Below are 24516 nucleotides of genomic sequence, written 5' to 3'. Positions count from 1 at the left end.
TACTAGTATGCGACAACTTATCCGTTTATTGCTGATTCCTGGCGTCGTTGGATGGCTGCTGGGCGGATGCTCCGAAAAAATTGAGCCAAAACCGACTACCTATAGTCAGCTATTGACCGGTACCCAGAAAAAAAGCTGGCGAATGGTATCCGTACAAATTTTTGATGAAGGGAAAGGGTCAGGAGTGATACCCGTTCAAAATGCTGTTGATCCCTGTGTAGCTGACGACGTATTGACTTTCTACGCTGATGCGGAGCGTAAGCTGGAGGCTAGTCAGGGAGCAAATATTTGCTATCCGAGCGAACCAGATATTTATGTGACGGACACTTGGTCACTGGTCAATGCGAATGCCACGTTAGAGTTTTATATACCTGTCCTGAATGGTGTTTATCCCTGGACAATCAAAACGTTGACCGATAGGGTGCTCACGGTAGAATACTATTTCGGCGACATTGATGCCAGCTACCGGTTCACGTTTAATCCTGTTACTACTCAATAGACGTATGTTCCGATTTTTACTTTGTCTATTAATTGCAGCTGGTTTTAGTCAGGCAATCCAGGCGCAGGCTCCGCTTAGCCCGCCCGAAAAGTGCGCGACGATGTTCATGGACAGTAGCTTACGGGCTAAGTATCCGCAACTGGGTACGCTGAACGATTTTGAGCGACAGCTACAGCTCAAAATGATTGACATCAAAAAGCGGATGGCATCCAGTCGGCAAACGACAACGGTGATTACTATTCCGATTATTGTTCACGTGGTCCACAATGGCGAAGCGGTTGGCGTTGGTCGGAATATCAGTGCGGCTCAGGTACAATCGCAATTGATAACCCTCAACGAAGATTACCGCCGTAAACCCGGCACCCGTGGGTTCAACGAAAATCCGGTTGGGGCGGACATCGAAATCGAATTCTGTCTCGCTACGATTGACCGGCAAGGAAATACGATGGCCGAGCCGGGTATCGACCGCTACAATGGAAACCGGGCCAACTGGACAATCAACGACATTGATGGGGTTTTAAAACCAAGTACCTATTGGGACCCGGATAAATACTACAACGTTTGGGTTGTTGACATTAATGACCCAACCGTAAACGGGCAATTGTTGGGCTACGCCCAGTTTCCGAGTCAATCCAACTTGCCGGGGATTCCAGCCAACGGTCCGGCCAGTACCGACGGAGTAGCGATCTATTACCGTGCTTTCGGAAATGCGGAGAAAGGCACATTCCCAGTGCTTCAGGCCCCTTACAATCTGGGACGGACGCTGACGCACGAAACGGGGCACTGGCTCGGCCTGCGGCACATTTGGGGGGATGCAAACTGTGGTGATGACTTTTGTGTGGATACGCCCCCACAAGCATCGGCCAGTAGCGGCTGTCCCGTAGGTCGGATCAGTTGTGGATCGACGAATATGGTGCAGAATTACATGGACTATTCCAATGACGCCTGTACCAACATCTTTACGCAGAACCAAAAAGCCCGAATCCGGGCTGTCATGGAGATCAGTCCACGCCGGAATACGCTATTAAGCTCCAACGTTTGTGGTACGCTGGTGGCCTCCCGACCGGTATCGAATTTTCAGGCTAATACCCGACGCGTATTGCTGGGTGGACAAGTGCGCTTTACGGATATCTCAAGCGGATTTCCAACTAAGTGGGAATGGACGTTTGAAGGCGGCACACCGTCTACCTCGACGGAACAAAATCCCGTGGTGACCTACAATCAGCCGGGTAAATTCACCGTAACGCTGGTTACGTCGAACGCGCTTGGCCAGTCGGACCCATTGGTCCGTACCCAGTATATTGAAGTGCTGAATCAGGGTCTTTGTGCCGACGTTACCAACTTCAGCGGAACGCGTACGGTCATACCGGAGCCGGGCGGCAGAGGCTATCTGGCGGGGCAGAACAGCAAGCGAACGCAAGCCGTTTCTGAATATTTTGACAACTCACTCAGTTACAGCAATCTGTCAGGCGCCAGTTTGCGGTTTGGCGTAGCAAAAGCGGCTCAGGGAGCGGCTACCGAATCGGTCGTGACCGTAACGGTCTGGAACGGACGGGGCTTCCAGGGCGGGCCGGGCGCTATCCTTGGTCAGAAAGACGTGCCACTGCGGGTCATCCTGGACGATGTGACGAACAACCGGCCAACGACGGTAACCTTCGACCGGAACGTACCGCTCTTTGGCTTGCCGTATCACATCGGCGTCACCTTGCCCTACGCGGCTGGCGACACGGTTGCGCTGGTTACGTCTAAAAATGGCGAATCGCTGTTTGCCACGGCCTGGCGACAAAACCAACGAGGTGACTGGCTCCGCTATGCCGATAGCCTGGGCATAAACGTTGCCCATGATGTAGCAGGGCGCATTGGTATGAAACCGTCCGTACAGGTGGCTGCGTCTTCGTTGTTTATCAATCCGGGCGAAGTCGTTACGCTCAACGCTAGCGGAGCGAGTATCTTTAGCTGGTCGGGTACAGGACTTAGCTCGACACTGGGCGCGCAGGTAATTGCGCAGCCGACCCGAACAACATCGTATACCGTGTCGGGTTCGGGAGTGGATTTGTGTACGGCGCAGGCCACCATTCAGGTCTATGTGCGATCGGGTACGGTCACGGCCAACAATCCGCAGGTTGAACCGGCACTCACCGTAACGCCTAACCCCAGTGAAGGGCAGATGGTTGTATCGTTCAGTAGCCCGTTAAAAGGCGCGTTAACGCTCGCTGTCCGAAACGTCAACGGTGTTGAAGTCGTCAGGCAGTCCTACCAGAAAACGGGTGATACGTTCGAGCAGCAACTCAACCTGCATTCGGCAGCTGGCGGCATTTATTTTGTCGAGATACGAATCGGCGAGCAGGTTTTCCGAAAACGGGTGGTGAAGAATTAACTTTGTTACTAACCAAAGGCTCAGATTTAAGTCTGAGCCTTTTTAGTGCTAGTCCGGTTTCGATCAAAGTAGTCTGCGCTATTTTGATCGAAACCGGACCTGTTATACACAGAACCGGAAATTAATAACTTATCCTGTTAATTTGCGGTTTAACTTAATAATACCCGTAACCTTCTAAACATGGACAATCCCGTTGCTGATCAGCCTAACACATACCCACCTGAAGAAGATCTTCTACTTCGCTCCTACGATCAGCTACAAACGGCACTTAGTATTGGGTTGATTGCCACTTGGTTCTGGGATATCAACACTGATAAGGTTTACGGCGATGCAAATTTGTTTCATCTGTTTGGGGTACCTGAGAACCCCGAAGATAAAGGGCTACCGCTAAAGGTATTCACCAATAACATTCACGACGATGACCGGGCTCGGGTAAGTCACCTGATCGAAGAGGCTATGCGCAATCATCATGGTTACGAAGCCGAATACCGCATCCTTGTTGACGATCATACCATAAAATGGGTTCTTGCCCGTGGACGGTTAACGTATAATGCCGATGATCAGCCTCGCTCATTCTCGGGTGTGCTGGTGGACGTCACGGATCGAAAAAACGCCGAAATCCATTCTCAGGAGGTTGAAGAACGACTGCGGTTGGCCATCGAATCCGCCAAATTGGGAACCTGGGATCTCAATCTATTGACAGGTAAACTGATCTGGTCGGATCGAACAAAGCGCCTGTTTGGTTTGCCGCCAACGGCAGACGTTGATTACGCCGTTTTTTTAGCCGGGATTCACCCTGAGGATCGGGATCGAACGGACCAGACTGTTCAGGCGTGTTTTGAACCAGGTAGTAGTGGACGCTATGATATTGAATACCGTACGATAGGCCTTGAAGACGGAAAACTACGCTGGATTCGGGCGAACGGACAGACTGTTTTTGACGCGCAGGGAAGTGCTATCCGATTTATCGGCACCGTGATCGATATAACATCCAGTAAGCGTACCGAAGAAATACTCCAACGACGTGTTGCCGAACAAACGCAGGATCTGGAACGGCAAACGCATCAGCTACGAACCATTCTGGACGCTTCGCTGAATAGCATTATTGCCATGACGGCGATTCGGGACGAAACCGAAACCATCGTGGATTTTGTAATGGATACGGCAAATGAGGCTGTTATTAAAAGCAACTTCATGACACCCGATCAGATCGTTGGCCGAACGCTGCTGACCGTGTTTCCCGGCAATAAGGACAACGGCTTCTTTGATTTATACGTGCGCGTTGTCCAAACCGGACGGCCCGAAGAAAGCGTTCAGTATTACCGCGACGAATTTGGGCTGGAAGGGTGGTTTGAGGTTTCGGCTGTAAAGCAGGGCGAAGACAGTGTAATCGTTACCTACAACAACATCACCGATCGTAAAAAAGTCGAGATGGCGGCCCAACAACACGCAGCCGAATTGAAAGAAGCAAACGCTGAACTTAAACGCTCCAACGAAAATTTGCAGCAGTTTGCCCAGATTGCTTCGCACGATTTGCAGGAACCGCTCCGGCGTATTCAGGCGTTCAGTGATATGCTGCAAAGTCAGTTTGCCGATAGCTTGTCTGAGGGTGAAACCGATCTGATCCGTCGAATACAGAAATCCGCCCGTCGCATGCAGATGCTGATCAAGGATCTGTTGATGTACTCGCAACTGACGACCCAGCGCGAACCCTTTGCACCCGTATCGCTAACCGATGTTCTGACTGATGTGCTAAGTGACCTAGAGATGACGGTAGCGGAAAAGAAGGCGACTATCAATGCGGTACCGTTGCCAACCGTTCTGGGCGCTCCACCGCGATTACGACAGCTTTTCCAGAACCTGATTGCTAACGCGCTTAAATTTACGCAGACCGGACAATTGCCTGTATTGACCATACGCTTCCGATTAGCGATGGCCGACGAACTACCCGCTTTGTTGCATGATCAGCGGCAGCTACCTTTCTGGCTGATTTCGGTCGCTGACAACGGGATTGGCTTCGAAGAAAAATATAAAGATCGCATATTCACTCCCTTTCAACGGTTGCACGACCAAACCACGTTTTCGGGTACGGGCATCGGACTGGCAATTTGCCAGCGCGTAGTCGAGAGTCACGGTGGGGCTATCGATGCCATTAGCCAACCTGGAAAGGGGGCAACGTTCAACGTGTTCTTACCGGTTTATGGGGAACTAGTCTAGTCAGAAACGGCCTGCTTCAGTTGACTTCCGGTCTGTTGAAAAATGGACTGGTAATCAACAAATGCCTGCTTGGCTGCGGCTATTACTTCATCGGCATGATCTGTGCCTTTGTGGAGTAGAAACGCGCCGAAGTTGCGCCAGTTTCGGCCGGTTGCCGGGCCGTATCCCTGATAAAAACGCGCCTGAGCCAGCAGAGGCTTTATTGCCTGGTTCTGATGCAGAAGTTTCCAGATCACAGTACCGCCCAGCATCGATCCCTCACCAACATAAGCGGCTCCTAAAAGCGCAACCGGCGACCAGGTCGTAAAGAAGTCTGTCGTCAGTTGAGGAAGGAGGATATTCAAATCGGCCAGATCTGCGGCTAGCCAAGTCGTTTTCAGACGTGTTTGTGGTTCGTATTCAGCAAAAAAGTCTGGATGACGATCGATAGCGGATTCCAGCGCCCGATGAAACACAAAATGCGTTTGTAACAGATGGGTATATTCAGAAACCGACAGCGTGCTGTCCTGAAGCGCTTGGGTATAAAAAAGTTGTTCGGTTTGCTCGTGCAGTGGACGAGTTTCCTGGCGTAATCGTTCGGGTAACGAAGTCATTTATTGTCAATTCGGGTATTGCTTTCGAGCCAGAAATCATATACGTGGCCAAGTAGGGCGCCCGTAGCTTGGTACGTGCCGGGCTTTACTACATAGGCATTGATACCAGCTTCGTACGCTGTCTGAATATCCTGAGGGTTGTCGGATGTGCTGAACGCAACGATCGGCAGAAAGCGCGTCCGGTCGATCTGGCGCGCCCGTTGTATGACTTCGAAGCCACTCAAACCCATCAAGTTAAGGTCCAGCAATAGTAATTTGGGTAAGGGAGTTAGCTGCTTGGTGTATTGTCCCTGCCCCGCCAGATAATCGATAGCGTCGGAACCGCTGGAGAAAATCGAGTAGGTAATTGGCCTACGCAGTTTCTCCATCAGGCGGCTGAAAATATCCGCATCATTGGCATCATCTTCAATATATAGAACGTCTATCATAACTCAAGTAGTGGGTACTGTCGGGAAAGAAACGTAGAAAACCGTACCTCGGTCGGGTTCACTATGGAACCAGATCTTGCCTTGGTGACGATTTATTATTCGTTTTACAATGGCCAATCCAACGCCGGAGCCTTCAAAAGACTTTGCGTTTTCAAGGCGTTTAAACAGGTCGAACATTTTTCCCGCCTGTTTCATATCGAAGCCAATCCCGTTATCTTCAACAGTGTAAATGACTTCTTCGTCAGATTGTTTACCGTTTACTGTAATAATTGCTTCGGGCGTTAAGCGGGTGTATTTAGCCGCGTTGCTGAGCAGGTTTGTAAATAACTGAAGCGCCATCGTCGGATCGGCAATTACAGGAGGAGTATCACCAATGTTGATCGCTAACGACCGTCCTTTGGTAGTTACCATAATTTCTTCCCGTATGCCATCCAAGAGTTCACGCATATCAACCGGCTGCGTGTTCAGTTCCGTACGGCTCATGCGGGAATAGTACAGAATATGCCGGATAAGCGACCGCATCCGCTCGGTCGAGTCGATAATTTTCTGAAATAGAGCCCGTGCGTCGGGGTTAAGATCCTGGCCGTATTCTTCAAGCAGAATTTCCGAATAACACCGAATGGAAGACAACGGTGTGCGCAGATCGTGCGAGACGGTATAGCTAAACGCATCCAGCTCGTCGTAGGCAATCTGCAACCGCTGGTTCAGGATGCGTATTTCGTTTGCCTGCTTGTTAATGATCTGCAAAACATCTTCGCGCAGTTTGACAACCGTCGACACTTCGGCTTCCGACCAGATGTCGGATGTGTTCCGGACGATCTGCGTCCAGGCTTCAAAGCTTTTTCGTGGGCTCAGACGCTGTTGGCCGCGCTCATCGACGGTTACAGGTTTATTCGGATTGCCAGCCCATGTCACCTGCTGAATACGCTCAGGTTTGAACCAGAACACGTACTCATTCAATTCTTTTGAGAGAATAATTCCCAGCAAGCCTGAACCAACATCGCGGAAGTCTTCGGCGGGTGGGTAGAGTTGCGGCAACTGATTCGTTTCCAGGAACGTTTCGACATCACTTAATTTAACCCAATCGGCCAATGAACGGATGCTTGCTTCGTTGGGTGCGTTGCCGAGTCGATAAACGTTATTGTTAAACACAAGCGCGGCACCGGTGGCTTTTGTCAGATCCAGGATGGTAGTAGGCCGCTTTGTGAGAGCCTGGACAATGTTGTCATCGAGCAGTAACTGTTCGTGTAAGAGCTGACCATGCTCCCGATAACGCAGTAGATTGCTCTTATCTTCTTCATCCTTCCGAAATTCGAGCGCCGTTGATAATAACTGACTAACGAATTTGGCCGCCTGCCGGGCTGGGTAGTTGACAAAGCGTGGCGTGTTGTTATGGCAGGCAATCAACCCCCATAACTCACCCCGGTAAAGCAACGAAATACTCATCGACGCCTGCACGCCCATATTGTTCAGATACTCAATATGAACAGGCGATACGGCTCTGAGCACAGAATGAGTAAGGTCGAGCGGTTGATCAGCTGGCCAGTCGGGTTGCGACAGAATACGGGAGGGCGTACTGGTTGTATCGGCAATCATCCGTACTAGATTGACTTTGTACAACTCACGAGCCTGCCGGGGTATGTCAGAAGCTGGATAGTGCAGGCCAAGGTAAGGGTCCAGATCGTCCTCTTTCGCTTCGGCAACGACATGCCCATGCCAGTCGGACTCAAAGCGATACACCATTACCCGGTCGTAACCAATGATTTTTTTGACGCGCTGGGCTGTATTGTGCAACAGGTCAGCGAGTGTTCGGCTGGACTGTACTTCGGTTAGCGCCTGGGCAACCAATTGCTGGTTCGTCAGTATATTGGAGTCACCAGCGGGTTCCCATTCCAGAACAATCAGCCCTTCGTGCTGGTGGACGATCAGGTTCCAGCTTGTTTCATTGAGTGTGAACGCCTGTGGATTTAGCCCTTCCCACGATCCGTTTCGTCGGCCAACGTTTAAGAACTCGATTAGCGCATTGACGGGTAAATTTGTTTCAGCAAGAGCCCGGTCAAGCGGTTTCCCCATCAACTGGTCCGGCGATGATCCAAGAAGCTCTGCGATGTTATCGCTGGCATGAACGATCGAATAGGTATCAGGCTGAATAGCCAGCAGATAGCCGTAGGATTGAATAGAACCGAGAATATGAATGGGTTCCCGGTCACAGTTCGTCAGGTCAACGTTCGATAGAGTCATTAAACGACAGTACTTTCGCAGATTAACAGATAACCGACACCGCAGATGATGTGCCGGTTTGCAATTTACACACAGATAAAATCTATTTTACAGAAACCGACTGTTAATGCTATTGTTTTGGTAGGGTAGCTATAACTGCATCGATGCCGCACTACGGTTGGATACTGCACTAACGTAAACAGTAGAATTAACTATAAATACGTCTTCCTTTTATTTAACGTCAGTCTTTTATGATGAACGCTTGTAACGTCCGTTTTTTATCCGTCGTTTTTTCCGCAATCGCGCTAACTGTCATCGGTCGGCAGGGCTCCGCTCAGGGGTTAGATTCCATAAAAGTAGTTGCGCCAGGAGCTGCGCTTCACCAGGTTTCGAACCAGTTTACGTTTACCGAAGGACCTGCGGTTGATAAACAGGGCGTAATCTATTTTACCGATCAGCCCAACGATAAAATCTGGAAGTATGACACAGAGGGGAAACTATCTGTTTTTATGGATAAGTCCGGGCGTTCTAATGGACTGTACATCGATAAAAAAGGCAATATCATATCCTGCGCTGATGAGAAAAACGAACTGTGGTCAATTAGTCCCGACGGAAAACGAACTGTTTTGCTGGATAACGTCAAAGGCCAGCGCCTGAACGGTCCCAATGATCTATGGCTTGATCCGAAAGGAGGAGTTTACTTTACCGACCCTTACTACCAGCGTGATTACTGGGAGCGCAAAAAGCCGGATATCGACGGGCAGAAGGTATATTATCTGCCCAAGGGGGCCAAAGAAGCCGTGGTGGTTGATGGTGATCTAATGCAGCCAAATGGCATTGTTGGAACGCCGGACGGGAAACACTTATTCGTGGCCGACATTCGCGCCAACAAGACGTACAAGTACCAGATAAAGGCGGATGGGAGCCTGACGGACCGGCAGCTTTTTGTTGCGCAGGGCTCCGACGGCATGACCCTCGACAGTCAGGGAAACGTGTATCTGTCCGGAAAAGGCGTCACGGTTTACGATGCAGCAGGCAAGAAGCTCGGAACGATACAGGTTCCTTCGCGCTGGGTCGGCAATCTTTGTTTCGGGGGAAAAGATCGACGGACTTTATTTATTACCGCTACTGAATCGGTCTACACACTTCCGATGCAAGTAAAAGGCATTGAATAAGAAATTCTCACGGTTGGAAGAGCCGATGAGTAACTTGGCTGTTGTCTGACTGGCTGCCTTTTTCGATAACGCTCGTTGATCCGTTTACTTCGGCAAAAACGACCGTAGCGTCCTACTGCGACGGGATATTTACTTTCTATACTATCTGCACGCACAGAACCGAACATTCGGCCAGATAATAGGCTTGTTGGGCGTAAGGCGTTGACAGTTAACGGCTATTGCTTAGTTGATAGAAGCGAGAGGGTGTGTAAAACCTTGTCGATAGGAGACAATAAAAATCAGGCTGCCCCATCGGAGTAGCCTGATCCAATTCGCTGTAAGCTTCTTTAGTAGTATATACGTTGATAATTGATTTCTGGATTGCAACCGTCCATTTTTTAATAAATAGCTGATTGTCTCAGCAATCCGTGCGTTCGCCGTCACAGGAAGCAGGTTTGTTTTTCTAGGTATAAATCCAATAATTTAGGGTTCGAAAAAAGGGCTGTATCGTGAGCAAATGGCCCAAAAATGACAGCGTTGCTTGCTAAAAAGCACTATCCAACACCTTATAATTCTAGCAACAGAAAAGAAAGCAGATATCTGCTAAAGCGTAGAAACGTGGCGAATAGGTAGCAATGAGTACAGAGGTAACACTGACCCCGAACGAGTTAATCCAGCATCTTGGCCAGCCGGTGTTGATTGAGTCAGTCGGGCACGCCAAACATGGGCAAATCGGTATTCTTAGGTATGTCCGCGACCGAATCGAAGGAAATGCGATGACCCCAACGGCAGGTGTGTCTTTTCAGGGCGAACCGTTTGTCCGAACGATTCCTCCGCCATGTGTTCGTTTAATTCTGCGGCCACTGGTAGATTTGACAGAATTCGAGGCCAGACAGTGTTTCCGTTCCGGTTTTCCTTATTGGGATCAGCGCGAGGAGGTACGCCTGGTTCGGGGCGAAGCGCAGATCGAACTGATTTCAGGACCTATCAAACTTCTTATTACCGCAGACGGCGCGGTTTCTTCCGAGCGCTGGATTGATGGCCTGGCCAGCCCGGCACGCGTCAATATCGTTGCTTTACTGCGTTATTTGGATAGCCTATGCATTGATACGTACGGCTACATTGAACGAGGTGTCGCCGTTCCCCCCACCACTTAACCGTGTGTTTGCCTGACAGCGATTTATAAAAACGCCGGTCCAAAGCAGACCGGCATTTATTGTTTTCTTAACCTATGAGATATTTCTTATGAGCCGCAAAGGTAGTGCGAACGGCCCAAGCCATATGTTAAAAGACGTTAACATAAAAACGCCGGTCCCAGAAAGACCGGCGTTTTTTATCCTCTTTTCCAAAAAACCTTCTTAACAAAAGTACAGGCTTCGTGCGGACGGAGGGGTTAAAAGATGGTTAACCTGGCAACGACAAACGACCAACTCAATTTGTACGTACGAGCAGTCATACGTAAATCTGTTCCGAACGGCTTGGTAATTCCTATTAAAAAAACAGCCCGATTCAATCGACCGGGCGTTTTCTTTATCTTGTTCATATTACCTATTCAACTACCAGTACGTCAACTGAGTCTTAACCGTTGCTTGTGCCTAAAAACACATGTATGATAAGTGTGCCTGTGTGAAAAGGTAATCTATACCACTGGACTTTCCGATGCTGATCGATCTGGCGAAAAAGCTGGTTTTATGGAATTGGGTTGCCAGCTTCGTCATAATTTTTGGAGGCTACGGTAGTACCACCCAGAACTGAATCGTAATAACTGCCACCGACGCCTTTTGTCAGCTTATTATTCGTCAACACATTGTTCGTTGCCTTGCTGCCATAAGACATAAACGTAGCGTGATTTCCGGGGCAGTTTTTGTTTGAAATCGTGTTGCCACTGAACGTGTTGTCCGATGTGTTGTCACAGATGATGGCTTTGTTGGCTAGACTTTCAATGACGTTTTCGGTGTAGGTTCCTCCGTTTGTGGAGTGGGCAAGTTCCAGCATTCCCGTCATATTGAAATTATTCTTAGTGAATTGCATCGTTCCGCCATTAAAGATCTGGACGCCACCGGTACACAAACCAATCGTCGAATTTCCCGTAACAACCATGCCGCCCACTACACTACCATTCCCATTGCCGTCGTTGGAGCCGGTAAGAAACTTGTCAAACGTTCCTTCGAATGTGTTGTTGGTAATCTTGACATTACGGGCTGCACCGGCTATCTCGATGCCGAACAGACTACAGTTGGTCAGGTGATTATTGTCGACCATGAGTCCATCCAGCGGTCCAGATAAGGAGATACCGAAATGGCAGTTATGAAAATCGTTACCACTGACAATAATGTTCTTACCGGAATAAATACCGTGATTATCGTGATTGAAAATCTCACAGGCCATTCGTCGTGCCTGCACATGGTTATTCTTAATCACAATGTTGCTGGCTGTTTTACCGGATTGAATTTTCACCGTCAGCCAGTTGGTACTGTCTTTAGATGCAACGTCGTTACCAGCACAGTTTTGTACCGTTAGGTTATTGACCGTTGGACCATCGATGTAGATGCATCCGAACATACCATCTTCCCGAGTCGTTGTCATCCAGGATAAGCCGTCGATGATTACGTTCTCAAGGGGAGTGATAGCCTCTTCGGACCGCGCCAGCGAAACAAGCGACACGTACGTTTTGGGAAGCGTAATCGTAACTTTACCAGCGTTTCCGCGAATCGTCAGCCCGCTTTTGAGAACAACGGATGTTCCCTGCGTGTAGGCTCCATCTGGAATAACGACTTCACTAGCCGCATTTACAGCGGCTTGCAACGCCGGTCCAATATCAGCCGCCGAAGGGTTAACGCCAAACCAGGCCGCATTGGCGGGGCCGGTAAAATCACGTTTATAACGTCTGCCATTAGCGGTTACCAGGATACTGCCCATATCGTCGGCGCTGGTATTATCGCCAACGACCAGCTTAAATACGCCTTCTATACCCGTATCGGTAATGCGAACGCTGCTAGGCAGAGGTAACGTGTTCCAGGACCGTACCTGGTTGATTGTCAAGGTGTCCTGCCGTTGAACAACGGGGTCCACCACAGCGTCTTCTGGCTTACAATGCGTCAGCAGACCAGCTAAAGCCAGAAAAAAAATTAAACGAATCAAAATAATTACTTTCATAACGAAGCTATTTAGCTTTTTCTTCAGGTTGCTCAACGATAATAAACCGCTCTGAGAATGACTTATAGGAAGCGATTCTCGTCGTTGAGTTTGTATTAAGTTGTAAACTGTACGTATTCTTTCTCTAGCCTGGCAACCTTCACCTGGTTTGGCTAATTAGCGGATAGAAGACGTATCGTCAACTGATAGTCAAGCGTTTATGTTTGTGGTCGTACCTGGCTAGCGAGTTTATAGCCCGGTTCATAAAGACAGCCGCCCCGTTAAAATAAGGTGTTAGCGGCATTCGGGATGAGGCCGTGAGGTGGTCCGACTAAAGAAGAGTCAGGGGGGAGTAAGGAATAGAATAAGCCGCATACTAACTCAAAGTTAAAAAATGATTAAAGAAAAGTAAAGCAATTGAGTATGAGTCTATTTTACGGTCCTGGTCGTTAAACGGATTGCTTGGCAGTGAAGATTTACGTCTGATCAATCGCTCTTTCGTTGTTGGATCTGTAAATATGTAAATAGCAGGATCGACTGTAGTCGTTGGTCAACAAAAAGAGTAGACAGTAAGCAGCAGTGCTTCAGAATAAGAACAGCAATTGGGAAGGGCAATAAAAAAAGCGCTTACCAGTGTTGATAAGCGCTTTGTGTTGGCGGTCCGGACGGGGCTCGAACCCGCGACCCCCTGCGTGACAGGCAGGTATTCTAACCAACTGAACTACCGAACCATTTTCGACTTTCGGTCAACCGTTGTTGTTTTCCTTAATCGTGGCACAAAAGTATAGGCTTTTGGTGTTATGCGCAAGAGGGAAGTCGAAAAAAAATGTGTTTCGTTCGTGTGATGACCTTGTTTGTGCTGGTTATCAGATCCTTCGCCTTAAAAATTTTTTTTAGCTGACAAGCATTTCGTAATTTATTAACCTGCCGTTTTAGGTTTTAGGAGTACCACCTACTATCTTTCCTAATAGAAAATTCCCTTTCTAACCCCATGCTTACATCGGAATTATATTCAGAGCTTGTGAACAAGGTGTATAGCCAGTCTCGGCAGGAGGGAAACCGTTCTTTTCCAGTAGCGTGTTTTGAAATATTCATGCTAACACAGGCTCAGCAACGTGCCAATCGTCGAGAAATCGAGCTATTTCGTCAGCTCAATGATATATTTGACTGGAACATTCCACGTCGACAACGAAACGCGTATATCAAAAAATTGGAGTCCGGTTCTACGCTCGTCCTAACCGATCTCTCTAAAACAATCCTGTGGACGAGTCATAATTTTTTGACGATGACCGGCTATTCGCACCTAGAAGTTATCGGGAAAACGCCCCGTATCCTGCAAGGACCAGACACCGATCCCGCAACGATAATACGTGTCAGAGAATCGCTTCAGCGCGCTAATTCTGTGAAAGCGGATCTGCTGAATTATCGAAAAGGAGGAGATTCATATGTGTGCCGGGTGCAGATCGACCCGCTCTATGACAGTCAGGGAGCATTGACTCACTTTCTGGCGGTGGAAAGCGAAGTAAAATAAGGTATACAAAAAAGATCAGCCCTCACCGGTAGCGATTAGCTACCGGTGAGGGCTGATCAGTAAAGGGTGCTTATTCACTTTCTTCGTTTGCTTCATCCGGCGTCATTTTCTCCGCGTCATTGGCTTGAAGTGCATCCCGCGTTTCGGGCAGTGTTGCCGATGACGTTAGATCGGTGTCGGCGGGATTGTTTGGATTGGGGCTGTCGAGGTCAATTTCGCTGACCTGTGCAGGTGCATCTGCTTTCTCTTTCATAACGTTTTGTGGTTTTGCCTATGCAGACCAAACGGTCAGATTACCATATTGTTCGCTGCCTGAAAAAGCTTTCTGTAATTTCTGCAAACCTTTAGCGGCTGGTTTATAGTTATAGCCGTACACGACACTACTTATGAGACGATTTTTGCTTGTATTGCGCTGGAGCCTTTTACTTCTCTTCATCTTAGCTGCCGGAACCGTAATAACAGCTTGGTTCGTCGATTTTCGGCAGACGGATCAGGAATTGGTCGAAGAGTTTAAAGGGCAGCGCATACAGCCTACTGTGCATCGTTATCAGGTAAAGGACGGTAGCGGGCAACCACGAACCATCCGCTTTATGGAAACGCCTGCCTTAGCTGTCGATTCGGCCTTACCGGTGGTGTTGTTTGTACACGGAGCTCCTAGTTCTCTTTCGTTCTTCAATGAATTTTTTAAGGATACAAACCTGCTCAATCGGGCTCAGTTGGTAGCTGTCGATCGTCCAGGCTATGGGTATTCAGATTTTGGACGGGTCGAAACGTCAATCGTGAAGCAGGCTGAATTTCTGCAACCGCTTATTGATCGTTACAAAAAAGCACCTTACCTGATGGTCGTTGGGTCGTCGTACGGTGGATCGGTATCGGCGCGGTTGGCTATGAACAACCCCGAAGCTGTCAATCACGTTGTATTTGTTTCGTCGGCACTTGGGCCGGGGCTGGAACGGACCTATCCGATTAGTCACTGGGTCGATACACCCTTGCTCCGGTGGGGAATTCCGCCTTTACTTCGGCTAGCTAACGACGAAAAACTAGCCCATCGGCAAGCTCTTGAGTCAATTCTGCCCGACTGGCCTAAAATTGAAGCAAACATCACCATGCTGCACGGTCAGCGGGATGAACTCGTTTATCCGACGAACGTTTCTTTTGCGCAACAACACCTAGTCAACGCGCAGGTGAAGCAGTTTTTACTGCCCGAAAATCGCCACGATATCGTGTTTAATAAGCGGGAGTACATGACCGATATTCTGCTTGATATTCTGACCAGTCGTAAACTACAGCAGGAGGCAAAGCCAAAAGAAATGGCACTTGAGGGCAAAAAAGCCGCAAAAGGCCTGTACTCGTCGGTGCTGATTCCTTGATTGACTTCCTCGTTTGCAGTACGTCAGTTGGTGTAAAGGCTGGCTTTGTTTTTGTACTCCCGAATATAATCGCGCGGTGACATGCCTGTGGTTTTTCGAAAAACACGATTAAAATTCGTTGCACTGTTGAATCCGGTCGAGTACGCTATGGTCGATATGCCGTCGTGATTGCTGTTGATGATCTTCTTACAGGCTTCGCTGATTCGTATTTCGTTTAGAAATGTATTGTACGTCTTCCGGGTGTGCTTTTTGAAGTATTTACAAAAGGCATGTGGCGTGATATGGGCGATCTCCGCGATTTTGTTCAGCGTAATGTTTTCCGCATAATGCTCCAGCGTATATTGAAAAACCTCGGTCATTCGCAGGCCCTCTGATTCCGAAAAAAGAGTATTCGATAAACCCGAGTCTAGTGATTTCCACCCTCTTACCTGCTTGGTGAAATAATCGAAAAGCTTAATAATCGTCAGTAAGCGATCCAGATTCGACTTTACGGGTAGTTTCTTTATGATTCTGCTGACGTAGTTTTGGTACTGACTCGGTAGCTGGAATCCATTCTGGGTTGTGCTTAAAAAATTGCTGATGGATTCCATTTCCGGCAAATGAAAGAACGGGCAGGGAATCCGGTCCTGATCGAAATAGATGTGAATGGCGTGCGCGTTTAATTTGTCGGGATTATTAAAATGCGAGGAATCGGATTTGAAAATATGGGGTTGATTAGCCCCAAGAATATAAACGTCACCGGGTTTAAACGACTGGCTATAATTACCTGCCATAAGTGTCCCTTCTCCGCGAAGAATCAAGGTAATCTGTAACTGTCTGTGACGGTGGAAGTAATTATAAAAATACGGCAGGATGTCTTCATCCACTACAACCGAATCCTCTTTTGGAACCGGGGGCGTAAATTCCAACACTTTCATGATTGATACGAATTATAATGTTATAAACACTATCAAGGCATAAATAAAATTCTGCATTCGCCTATAAATACAATATGCAATATAACGCCGTAAATCTCACAGCGTGATCGATACGAAAAGAAAAGTGCGTAAAAAAAAGCTGTAGTCTACTATAAGACTATTTTTTAACGTATTAATTCTAAACCGGATGGAAAGGCTGTTTCTTTCCTGTGGATCGAGGTCAACCGATTAGTCGTTTCCTGCTAATTTTGTGGTCACAATGCCGTCGGCAATCCTTTACGATTGGGCAATAATTATCCAAGTGTTATCGTAAATTGTTGCTACGTTTTCTGTTACACTTTCATCAATAAATTTGAATAAAAAGAGTATGAACGTAAAGGATAAAGTATCTTTTGACGATACAAAGCAGGCTTTTGTTTACAAGTCTGACGCTCAACTGAAAAAGACATACCGGCTGTTTCAATTAATGAATCAGTCGTGGCTGGTCAAGGCTGGGACCAGTTTAACGATATTGGCTGTCAAGTGGCGATTGCCGATTAACGGACTGCTTCGTTCGACGATATTTGAGCAGTTTGTCGGGGGAGAAACGCTCGAACAGACCTCCACAATTGTCAATGATTTTAAAAAGTACGGTATCAGCCTGATTCTGGACTACGGTGCGGAAGGCAAAGAGAGTGAGCAGGATTTTGACAAGGCCAAGAACGAATTTATCCGCGTAATCAACTACAGCGCTCGCTTTGAAAACATACCGTTTATCGGCATAAAACTAACGGCGCTGGCCCGGTTCGCCCTTCTCGAAAAACTGAATGGTTCGACCAAAATAGCGGTTGATCAAATCACTATCGATAATGCGCCGTTGAGTGGAGCCGAACAGCAGGAGTGGGCCAACGTTGAACGGCGGCTTGTCGAAATTTGCGAACTGGCGGCTCAAAAAAAAGTAGGGATTCTCATTGATGCCGAGGAGTCGTGGATACAAAACACCATCGATGCATTGACAATGAAGGTTATGCAGCGATACAACCAAAAACAGGTGGTTGTTTACAATACCATCCAACTGTATCGACACGACCGGCTGGAGTTTTTAAAGTACTGCCACGAACTAGCGATAGCCAACGGGTTTCTGTTTGGCGCAAAAATCGTACGGGGGGCTTACATGGAGAAAGAGCGAAGACGGGCTGGTTCCCAGAATAAATTATCCCCGATCCAACCCGATAAGTCGTCCAGTGATCAGGATTTTAACGATGCGATTGCCTACAGCATTCAGCATCTGGATAGCATCTCGGTAATTGTTGCTTCGCACAATGAATACAGTTCTCAGCTTGCGGTTCAACTGCTTCAGGAAGCCAGCTTACCAACCAATCACCCGCACGTTCATTTTTCGCAGTTGTATGGCATGAGCGATAACATTACGTTCAACCTTGCCAAAGCCGGGTGTAATGTCAGCAAGTATCTGCCATATGGTCCCATTGAAGATGTTATTCCGTATTTGATGAGACGGGCACAAGAAAACAGCTCCGTTGCTGGACAAACCAGCCGGGAGCTGTTTTTGATTGAGAAGGAAATAAAGAGGAGAGGTATTTAATGCCTGGTTGCGCCGGTGATCGCTTAGAAACACCGGCGCAACTAAGCGTTAGTACTTGGCCGGTTGATTTGGTTTCGGTGTTGACTTCTTGATAAAATCGCGCAAATCATCGTTCGACTTAACGAGGTCTTCCTGACGCAGGTACATCATGTGTCCGCTCCGATAGCCTTTCCAGTCCATCCGGCTTTTCAGCTTTCCACTTGGGTCCATCTGCCACATGTTATACTGAGCACCAAAGTAATCGCAGGCGCCATCGTAATAGCCCGACTGAACCAGTAAATGCAGATAAGGATTTTGCGCCATGGCCTGCCGCAGGTTTTCACCCGTCCGGTCGGTATCCGCACCCGTCCGTGCCCACGGATGTACAGGACCAAACATGTAGTATTTCAGATCCGTCTTGTAATTCAAAAACTCCCGGAAGTAGTAGTTGATCGGAGCCGCAAACGAATGAAGCCAGGATGTTAGCTCCGGCGAATAATCGGGACGCTCACCCGCATCTTCGCGGTCGATGCCCAGGTAGCGTGAATCCAACCGACCAATGGTGTTTCCTTTGTCCCGCAATAATTCTTTCCAGAAGAAAGACGTTGGAATCATCAGATTGTGTTCCATGATGACTTTCTCGGATAGACCCGAATAGCGGGCTACCTTCGCGGCTATCTGCTTTTTCTTGTCGGCTTCCAGAAAACCACCTTTAGCTAGTGCCGGAAGTAACTCATTAATCGTAAACTGTTCGACTTCGGGCAGCATAGCCGTCAGGTCTTTCTGTTGCAGGTCGGCGGGAAGTACTTTGTGGAACCAGGCTGTCGCTGCGTAATACGGCAACAGGTTAGCGGCACCAACGGGGCCTTCCCGGTTAATACCCAGATCCGTTGGCGAAACCAGAATCACTCCATTGAGATACATCCAGCTGGCGTTTTGTAATTCCAGGGCCAATCCCGAAACCCGCGTTGTACCGTAACTTTCGCCAATCAGGTATTTAGGTGACGGCCAGCGATTTTTGCGGCTGACAAATACATTGAGCCACTCGGCCAGGTATTTAATATCGGCGTTCACGCCAAAGAACTTGGAGCGGGGCACATCCTTATTTGCCATCCGAGAATAGCCCGTGTTGACCGGGTCGATGTACACGATGTCGGCTACATCCAGAATCGAGTTGGGGTTGTCTTTTACGGTGTAAGGTTGCAAGGGATAACCTTCACTGTCAATGTTGAGGAGCTTGGGACCCGTGTAAGCGAGGTGCATCCAGACTGAGGCTGTACCGGGACCTCCGTTGAAGGAAATGACCAGCGGGCGAGTCGTCCGGTCTTTCACATCGGAGCGCTCGTAGTACGTGTAAAAGACTCCCGCTATCGGCTTGCCATTCTCGTCCCAGACGGGCTGTGTGCCAACGGTAGCGGTGTAGGGAACGCGCTGCCCTTTGATGGTTACGGCATGGGTCGTTATAACACTGGAATCCATTGGCAACGTCAAGTCGCCGGGCGATGGTTTCGGGGCAGGGCTGGCCGTGGCCCGAGCTGCCTGATCATCGGCTGGCGGGGGAGCTGCCGAGCGTTGACCCTGACCACGTTGACTTTGCGCAATGGATAACGAACCTGTTGTCAGGCAGAAAAGTAATAAAAAGACAATTCGTTTCATGTATAGCGTACTTTTTGGTAATGCGTAATAAGAGTTGATCGTGAGGAATTTGTTATGGTATCAGCGGGGCCACCCGCGCAGTGGTGTCGGTTTTGAGAAACCGACACCACTAAAAATACAGTAAGCTACCGCTTATCTGATTTTATAAGCCAGCGACCGTTCCCGGTTTAATATCTAGTTGGTTAGCTGTTGTCGTCAGCTCTTTTAGCTCTGCTTGTTTTCCTGTTTTTTTGTAAAGGTCCGCCAAAGCGGCATAGCTGTGCATGTTATACGGGTTACGTTCCAGCGATTGCTTGTAGGCGGTGACGGCTTCATCCGCTTTGCCGCTTAAGGCGTGCAGAACGCCACCCGATTGTAACGCAGCCGACTGATAAAGCGACGTTCCTTTTGTAGACAAGGTCTTAAAAAGCGCTTCGGCATCGGTCAGTCGGTTGGTCGTTGCCAGTAGCCGAACCAGACGTTGCTTGCTAAGCGGATCAAGATCCGATTTCTCGGCTATAACGTTGTTCAGATAATAGGACAGCGAATCCTGCTTGTTTAGTTTGGCGTAGCTTTCGGCAATCCGCAGGTCGAAGTCAGCGCGTCCGTTTTTACTTGCTTCCAGAATGCGCTGCACCTGCTTCATGGTTTCAATGCAGTCCTGATAGCGTCCGTTGGCCAACAGCGCATCGGCGTACAGACTCCGTAATGGGTAATTCTGTGGCCGCTGCAACACCAGCTTTTTCAATACATCGAGTTGATCCGCGTAGCCGAGCATTGCCCGTTGGGCAGCCGCGAAAGCCTTGGCGTCGTCGCGTCGGTCACGCAGATAGGTAGACACGTCGGGGCCTGTAGCGGCATAGTTTTCGGCGGCTTTGATCGCCTGACCAATCCGTCCGTTCTGGAAAAACATTTCCTGCAATTGAATAGCTACGGCTGCTCGTGTCTGGTAGTCGTTCTCCAGATCGAGGGCTTTCTGGTACCAGTGAGTCTGCGTCGTTATCAGATCATCCCGGCTTTTGTCGGGCGTGTAGCGGGCTTCTTCCAGATGCGCGTAGGCCGCGTAGACTGGTGCGTAATTGGGGTCGATTGTCTCAGCGGCTTTGATGTAACTCAGCGCTTTATCAAAATCGTTCTGCTGTTGCTTGAGTCGGGCATAAGCTAGATAGGCGGGCTGGTACTTGTTATCGTAGACTAGCGCTGTATCGAGGTATTTACCCGCTTTGGCGGAGTCGGAGCGAGCTACTTTGTTGCTCATGTTGAGATATACCTGCGCCCAGTTGGATGCCATCACCGACTGATCGCCGTTCAGGTACGCCCGCTCTTTCTTGACCAGTGCATCCAGAAAGGCATACATCTCTGGGTCTTTGCTTTTCAGTTCGGCGGTGATGTTCATCGATTTAAAATCGAGCGGGTGTACTTTTATCTTTTCGAAGTAAGCCGGATAGGTCTGCGCGAAATATTCGGATTCGTTATTCTGCGAATAATAATCCAGCGTCAGGTGGTTCTTCATGGCGTGGTAATAGCGCTCCCGAATTTTACGATTTTCGGCGTCGGTCAGCACCCGGCCATGAAACAGGTGGACGTATTCATGCAGTACCACGTTTCGTTCTTCGTACGCTCCCCGTTCCACGTATTCGATGTCGGCAGCTCCACTTCCCACCCCGCGAATATCCATCCACTGGCGGTTGTCGAACGTTGTGGTGTAGCGAAACTGAGGGGATCGCATCGTTAGGGCTAGATCGATGTGAAGCGGAGAAACCGCAAATGCATTGCCCTGCTTCGACAGAAACGGGAAGTATACGACGCTGGTATACATCTGGTTCCAGACCATCGCCTTCGCCCAGTCGCCGGGGTAATAGCTTAGATCAGGAAATACGTTTGCGAAGTTTTCGGGGTCTTTAATCTTCGTGGTCTTGAGTACATTGGTAATCGAATCGTAGGTCATTAGGTACGGTATCCGCTTGGATTTGATGACCGCCGATAGGCCGTTGTGCGCCGGACCGTAATGGTTTTTCTTGTTCAGGATCGTCACGAAGGCCTGTTCCGCTGAATCAAGATTCGCTTTCCGGTTTGGTGTGTCGAAGTCACTGTAGTACAGCGATCCCCGGTGCATGGCTGGCAGCACCGAAGCCGGGTATTCCTTTTCAACCCGGTACGTAACGGCAACCGCATCGGACAGTCGTTTGGCATGAAATAGTTTGTCGGCCTCCCTTAATTTTTCGCGAATTTCCTTTTCGTTTTTATCCGCGTAGTCGGCGTACGTCAGGTTCGTGTGGCCGTTGCCCCAGTGCCAGTGGGTTTGAAAATGCAGCGGATTGATGGCGAGGGCAAGTTGCCACTGAGCGGCCATATCGTTGAGCTGCGTCGCGTCGATCCGGCGCCAGATGGCGTAGCCGTAACTGAACCGGGCGTCGGCGTTCAGCGGATCGAGCGTCAGCGACTTCACCAGGGGTGCTTCGGCCTGTTCGGGGTGCTGATCCCAGAAATACACATTTGCTTCCAGCTGGTAAGCGCCCGCCAGTTTTGGATTAGTTTGCTGAAGGGCTTTGGCAACGGCTAACGCTTCAGGGTATTTCTTCTGCAAAAGCAAGGCTCGTCCCAAAACCAACGCGGTCTCGTCGTCGGTCGGGTTGCTGGCTAAGAGCGCTTTGCATTGTTTCTCGGCATTGGGTAAATCCCAGGCTTCAATGGCCAACTGCGCTTTTAACCGCTTGCCCCATCGACTGTTTTTATCTGCAGTAAGCGCGTTTCTGACGTTTTTCTCTGCCTGCTTAAAATCGTTGTTTAACCAATAATATTCGGCCCATAACAGCGATTTGTCCGTATTGCTCAATCCTTTACCGGACTGTAAAGCGTCGGTTGCTTCTCGCCAGATACCCAGGTCCAGCATTCGTTTAATAAGCGGTGCTTTGCCGGTCGTGCCTTGCTGTAACTGACTACGAACCGACGTTCGGGCTTTTGCCAACAACTCGTGGGCGACTTTCGTGTCGTTCACCGGTTGAGCGGAGAGTTTACCGACAAGGCAAAATACGAATAGAGTCTGGGTGTATACGTTCAGCATGGCATACGGGTTAGCGGGTAGAGATTCAAACCCGACCGGGTTTGACAACGGATAGTTTGCCAAAAATAAAGTTGCGCGGTCAGGTTCTCAAACCTGATCTATCATCGGTGGTGTCGGCGGGGCCGCCCGCGCGGTTCTCAAAACCGACACCACAGTGAAGCCGACACCACCGACGATAGATCCCATTGAATAACTAGTCCGACGTTCGGCAGGTGAAGTGTCTGTTGATGAAGTATAATCGACTTCGGGTGCCAAACGCCAGACTAGTTCCTAATTATTTGCGCGTATCCCAAAATACCCGCTCCAGCATCGTGCTTCGTTGTTTGGCCTTTATATTATTGCTGATCTCAGACTGGGCGTAGAATAAAGAATGCGGCACCTCGTCATAAATCGCAAACGGCGTTTTTAAAGGTGTGAGAGCCGGGTAACCCGTTCGGCGGTAGTCCGTCCAGGGTTCCATCAGGACGCCGTGGTTCGCCACGTATTTTTCCGTGATGATCTGCTCAAGCATCTGGGCGGGTGTTCCTTTCAGTGTGCCATTGGCCGCTAGATACGTCGTTACATCAGCCGCAGCAACACCCGCATCGGTCATCGACGCCCGGATTCCTGCCTCAAAAAAGCTTTGCGAACTGCCGGGAGCGCCGTAAGCCAGTGCCGCTTCGGCCCGGATAAAATTGTACTCGGCAAACGTAAGCAGTCGAGCGGGTGCATTACCCGAATACGTGATCGCTCCATCTTTCAAGCTCCCATCGGCGTTGACCAGCGCCACATTCACCGCGGAGGGGGTTCCGTAAATGTACCGGTAGTTGCGCGAATACGCCGACGACGGATCGGGATCGAGGGCACTGGCTCCTTTGTACGTAGCGGTGGCCGTATTGGCGGTGTACGGGAACGGAACGAAGTAGGCTGACCGGCGCGGATCGGTCTTGGCGTTCATTAGATTGACCAGAAAGCGATGCGGGAAAAACTGGTTTTTGAACTGACCGTTTTCCATGCTGTACAGCGGATTCTGACGCTGTGATTCTGACAGAAAAGCCATCTGGAAATTATCGGATGTACTTTCCATAAACTTAGCGCCACTGTTGATCAACGCCGTAATCTGCTGCGTGGTATACGCCGGGTCTTTGGCCGAATAATGCAGGAAGATGCGTAGTTTCAGCGTGTTGGCAAATTTGATCCATTGCGCTTACGAAGCTGCCCACGTACCGGCTGCGTAGATTGTTGTGTTGACGTTCGGTGATAAGGCCGACGTTGTTGCGCTAACGTCCTTGATGCCATCGTCGATCAGCCGGATCAAATCTTTGTAAATCGCTTCATCATCGTCAAACGCCGGGTAAAAATTAGCGCTGTGTTTGCTGGCTTCGCTGTAGGGCACATCACCCCAGGCATCCACGGTTGTCTGATATACGTACGCTTTCAGGATTTTACCAACACCAGCGTAGTGCGGACTGCCTTCTTTGGTGGCCTGATCGATCATCAGCTCCGTATCGCTCAGCGTGGTAGAGAAAATGCGTACCCACTGGTTGTTTACGTCGGAGTTATTGATGTTGTAGCGTTCGTATTCTTTGAAGGTCGCAAAACCCGTGTTCGGTCCTTGTCCGCTGAACTGCTGAACCAACAGGCTGGCGTATCGGAATAAATCACTGGCCCCCATGTAGCCCACGTTGACCGTAACCGATGGCAATAGCTGCGAGACTTGAACGGCCTGAATGTTGTTCGGGTCGTTGTTGACGTCCAGAAACTCGCTACAGGAGCTCAGGGAAAGACCTGCCGCCAATACGCTTGTGTAAATTAACTTCTTCATGATGTCAAGTT

Annotated in this window: 16 protein-coding genes, 1 tRNA gene and 1 pseudogene; 8 read left to right on the top strand and 10 right to left on the bottom strand. The window is 49.2% G+C overall.

Annotation, left to right across the window (positions count from 1 at the left end; all coding sequences use genetic code 11):
• Positions 1–7 precede the first annotated feature (7 nt).
• The 3 genes from LQ777_RS19735 (at position 8) to LQ777_RS19725 (ending at position 5093) form a co-directional block, all read left to right on the top strand.
• Positions 8–499 (top strand): hypothetical protein, encoded by a 492-nt coding sequence (locus LQ777_RS19735; protein WP_232559659.1) that lies wholly within the window; start codon positions 8–10, stop codon positions 497–499.
• Positions 500–503: 4 nt separating this feature from the next.
• A complete protein-coding gene (locus LQ777_RS19730; protein WP_232559658.1) occupies positions 504–2876 on the top strand; it encodes a M43 family zinc metalloprotease in 2373 nt (790 codons plus the stop codon).
• Between the two features lie 180 nt (positions 2877–3056).
• Positions 3057–5093, top strand: coding sequence for a PAS domain-containing sensor histidine kinase (locus tag LQ777_RS19725; RefSeq protein WP_232559657.1), 2037 nt, complete (start codon positions 3057–3059; stop codon positions 5091–5093).
• On the opposite strand, the gene LQ777_RS19720 is transcribed toward LQ777_RS19725, so the two are convergent.
• From LQ777_RS19720 to LQ777_RS19710, 3 genes are read right to left on the bottom strand one after another with little or no spacing between them, the layout of a single operon-like run.
• On the bottom strand, positions 5090–5686 hold the full coding sequence (locus tag LQ777_RS19720) for a biliverdin-producing heme oxygenase (protein WP_232559656.1): 597 nt from the start codon (positions 5684–5686) through the stop codon (positions 5090–5092). The two genes, LQ777_RS19725 and LQ777_RS19720, sit on opposite strands and share 4 nt — an antisense overlap.
• Positions 5683–6114 carry a response regulator gene (locus LQ777_RS19715; protein ID WP_232559655.1) on the bottom strand — a complete coding sequence of 144 codons (432 nt, stop codon included), beginning with the start codon at positions 6112–6114 and terminating at the stop codon, positions 5683–5685. The genes LQ777_RS19720 and LQ777_RS19715 overlap by 4 nt, the downstream gene beginning before the upstream one ends.
• A gap of 3 nt (positions 6115–6117) precedes the next feature.
• Positions 6118–8355, bottom strand: coding sequence for an ATP-binding protein (locus LQ777_RS19710; RefSeq protein WP_232559654.1), 2238 nt, complete (start codon positions 8353–8355; stop codon positions 6118–6120).
• Between the two features lie 230 nt (positions 8356–8585).
• Between LQ777_RS19710 and LQ777_RS19705 the strand changes: the two genes are divergently transcribed.
• Positions 8586–9509: an SMP-30/gluconolactonase/LRE family protein gene (locus LQ777_RS19705; protein WP_232559653.1), complete on the top strand. Its 924-nt coding sequence runs from the start codon at positions 8586–8588 to the stop codon at positions 9507–9509.
• Positions 9510–10123: 614 nt separating this feature from the next.
• On the top strand, positions 10124–10645 hold the full coding sequence (locus LQ777_RS19700; protein ID WP_232559652.1) for a hypothetical protein: 522 nt from the start codon (positions 10124–10126) through the stop codon (positions 10643–10645).
• A 532-nt stretch (positions 10646–11177) separates the two neighbouring features.
• Here LQ777_RS19700 and LQ777_RS19695 read toward each other — a convergent pair.
• Together LQ777_RS19695 and LQ777_RS19690 are read right to left on the bottom strand one after the other, a co-directional pair.
• A complete protein-coding gene (locus tag LQ777_RS19695) occupies positions 11178–12644 on the bottom strand; it encodes a right-handed parallel beta-helix repeat-containing protein (protein ID WP_232559651.1) in 1467 nt (488 codons plus the stop codon).
• Between the two features lie 633 nt (positions 12645–13277).
• Positions 13278–13354, bottom strand: a tRNA-Asp gene (locus LQ777_RS19690).
• A gap of 362 nt (positions 13355–13716) precedes the next feature.
• On the opposite strand from LQ777_RS19690, the gene LQ777_RS19685 reads away from it, so the two are divergent.
• Positions 13717–14154 carry a PAS domain-containing protein gene (locus LQ777_RS19685; RefSeq protein ID WP_232559650.1) on the top strand — a complete coding sequence of 146 codons (438 nt, stop codon included), beginning with the start codon at positions 13717–13719 and terminating at the stop codon, positions 14152–14154.
• 70 nt (positions 14155–14224) lie between these two features.
• On the opposite strand, the gene LQ777_RS19680 is transcribed toward LQ777_RS19685, so the two are convergent.
• Positions 14225–14407, bottom strand: a complete 183-nt coding sequence (locus tag LQ777_RS19680) for a hypothetical protein (protein ID WP_232559649.1) — start codon at positions 14405–14407, stop codon at positions 14225–14227.
• A 133-nt stretch (positions 14408–14540) separates the two neighbouring features.
• On the opposite strand from LQ777_RS19680, the gene LQ777_RS19675 reads away from it, so the two are divergent.
• Positions 14541–15524, top strand: a complete 984-nt coding sequence (locus LQ777_RS19675; RefSeq protein WP_232559648.1) for an alpha/beta fold hydrolase — start codon at positions 14541–14543, stop codon at positions 15522–15524.
• A 23-nt stretch (positions 15525–15547) separates the two neighbouring features.
• Here the strand turns inward: LQ777_RS19675 and LQ777_RS19670 are convergent, their stop codons facing one another.
• Positions 15548–16441, bottom strand: coding sequence for an AraC family transcriptional regulator (locus LQ777_RS19670; RefSeq protein WP_232559647.1), 894 nt, complete (start codon positions 16439–16441; stop codon positions 15548–15550).
• 367 nt (positions 16442–16808) lie between these two features.
• Here LQ777_RS19670 and LQ777_RS19665 point away from each other — a divergent pair, with 367 nt between their 5' ends.
• Positions 16809–18023, top strand: a complete 1215-nt coding sequence (locus LQ777_RS19665) for a proline dehydrogenase family protein (protein WP_232559646.1) — start codon at positions 16809–16811, stop codon at positions 18021–18023.
• A gap of 48 nt (positions 18024–18071) precedes the next feature.
• Here LQ777_RS19665 and LQ777_RS19660 read toward each other — a convergent pair whose 3' ends face one another.
• The 3 genes and pseudogenes from LQ777_RS19660 to LQ777_RS19650 form a co-directional block, all read right to left on the bottom strand.
• Entirely contained in the window at positions 18072–19658 is a 1587-nt protein-coding gene (locus tag LQ777_RS19660) for a S10 family peptidase (RefSeq protein ID WP_232559645.1), read from the bottom strand.
• A 142-nt stretch (positions 19659–19800) separates the two neighbouring features.
• Positions 19801–22701 (bottom strand): tetratricopeptide repeat protein, encoded by a 2901-nt coding sequence (locus LQ777_RS19655; protein ID WP_232559644.1) that lies wholly within the window; start codon positions 22699–22701, stop codon positions 19801–19803.
• A gap of 274 nt (positions 22702–22975) precedes the next feature.
• A pseudogene (locus tag LQ777_RS19650) lies at positions 22976–24505 on the bottom strand (SusD/RagB family nutrient-binding outer membrane lipoprotein).
• Positions 24506–24516 lie beyond the last annotated feature (11 nt).

This window comes from Spirosoma oryzicola, from assembly GCF_021233055.1.
Taxonomy (GTDB): Bacteria; Bacteroidota; Bacteroidia; order Cytophagales; family Spirosomataceae; genus Spirosoma; species Spirosoma oryzicola.
Note: the sequence above shows the minus strand (reverse complement) of the source record. Positions and strands in the feature narration are given on the sequence as shown.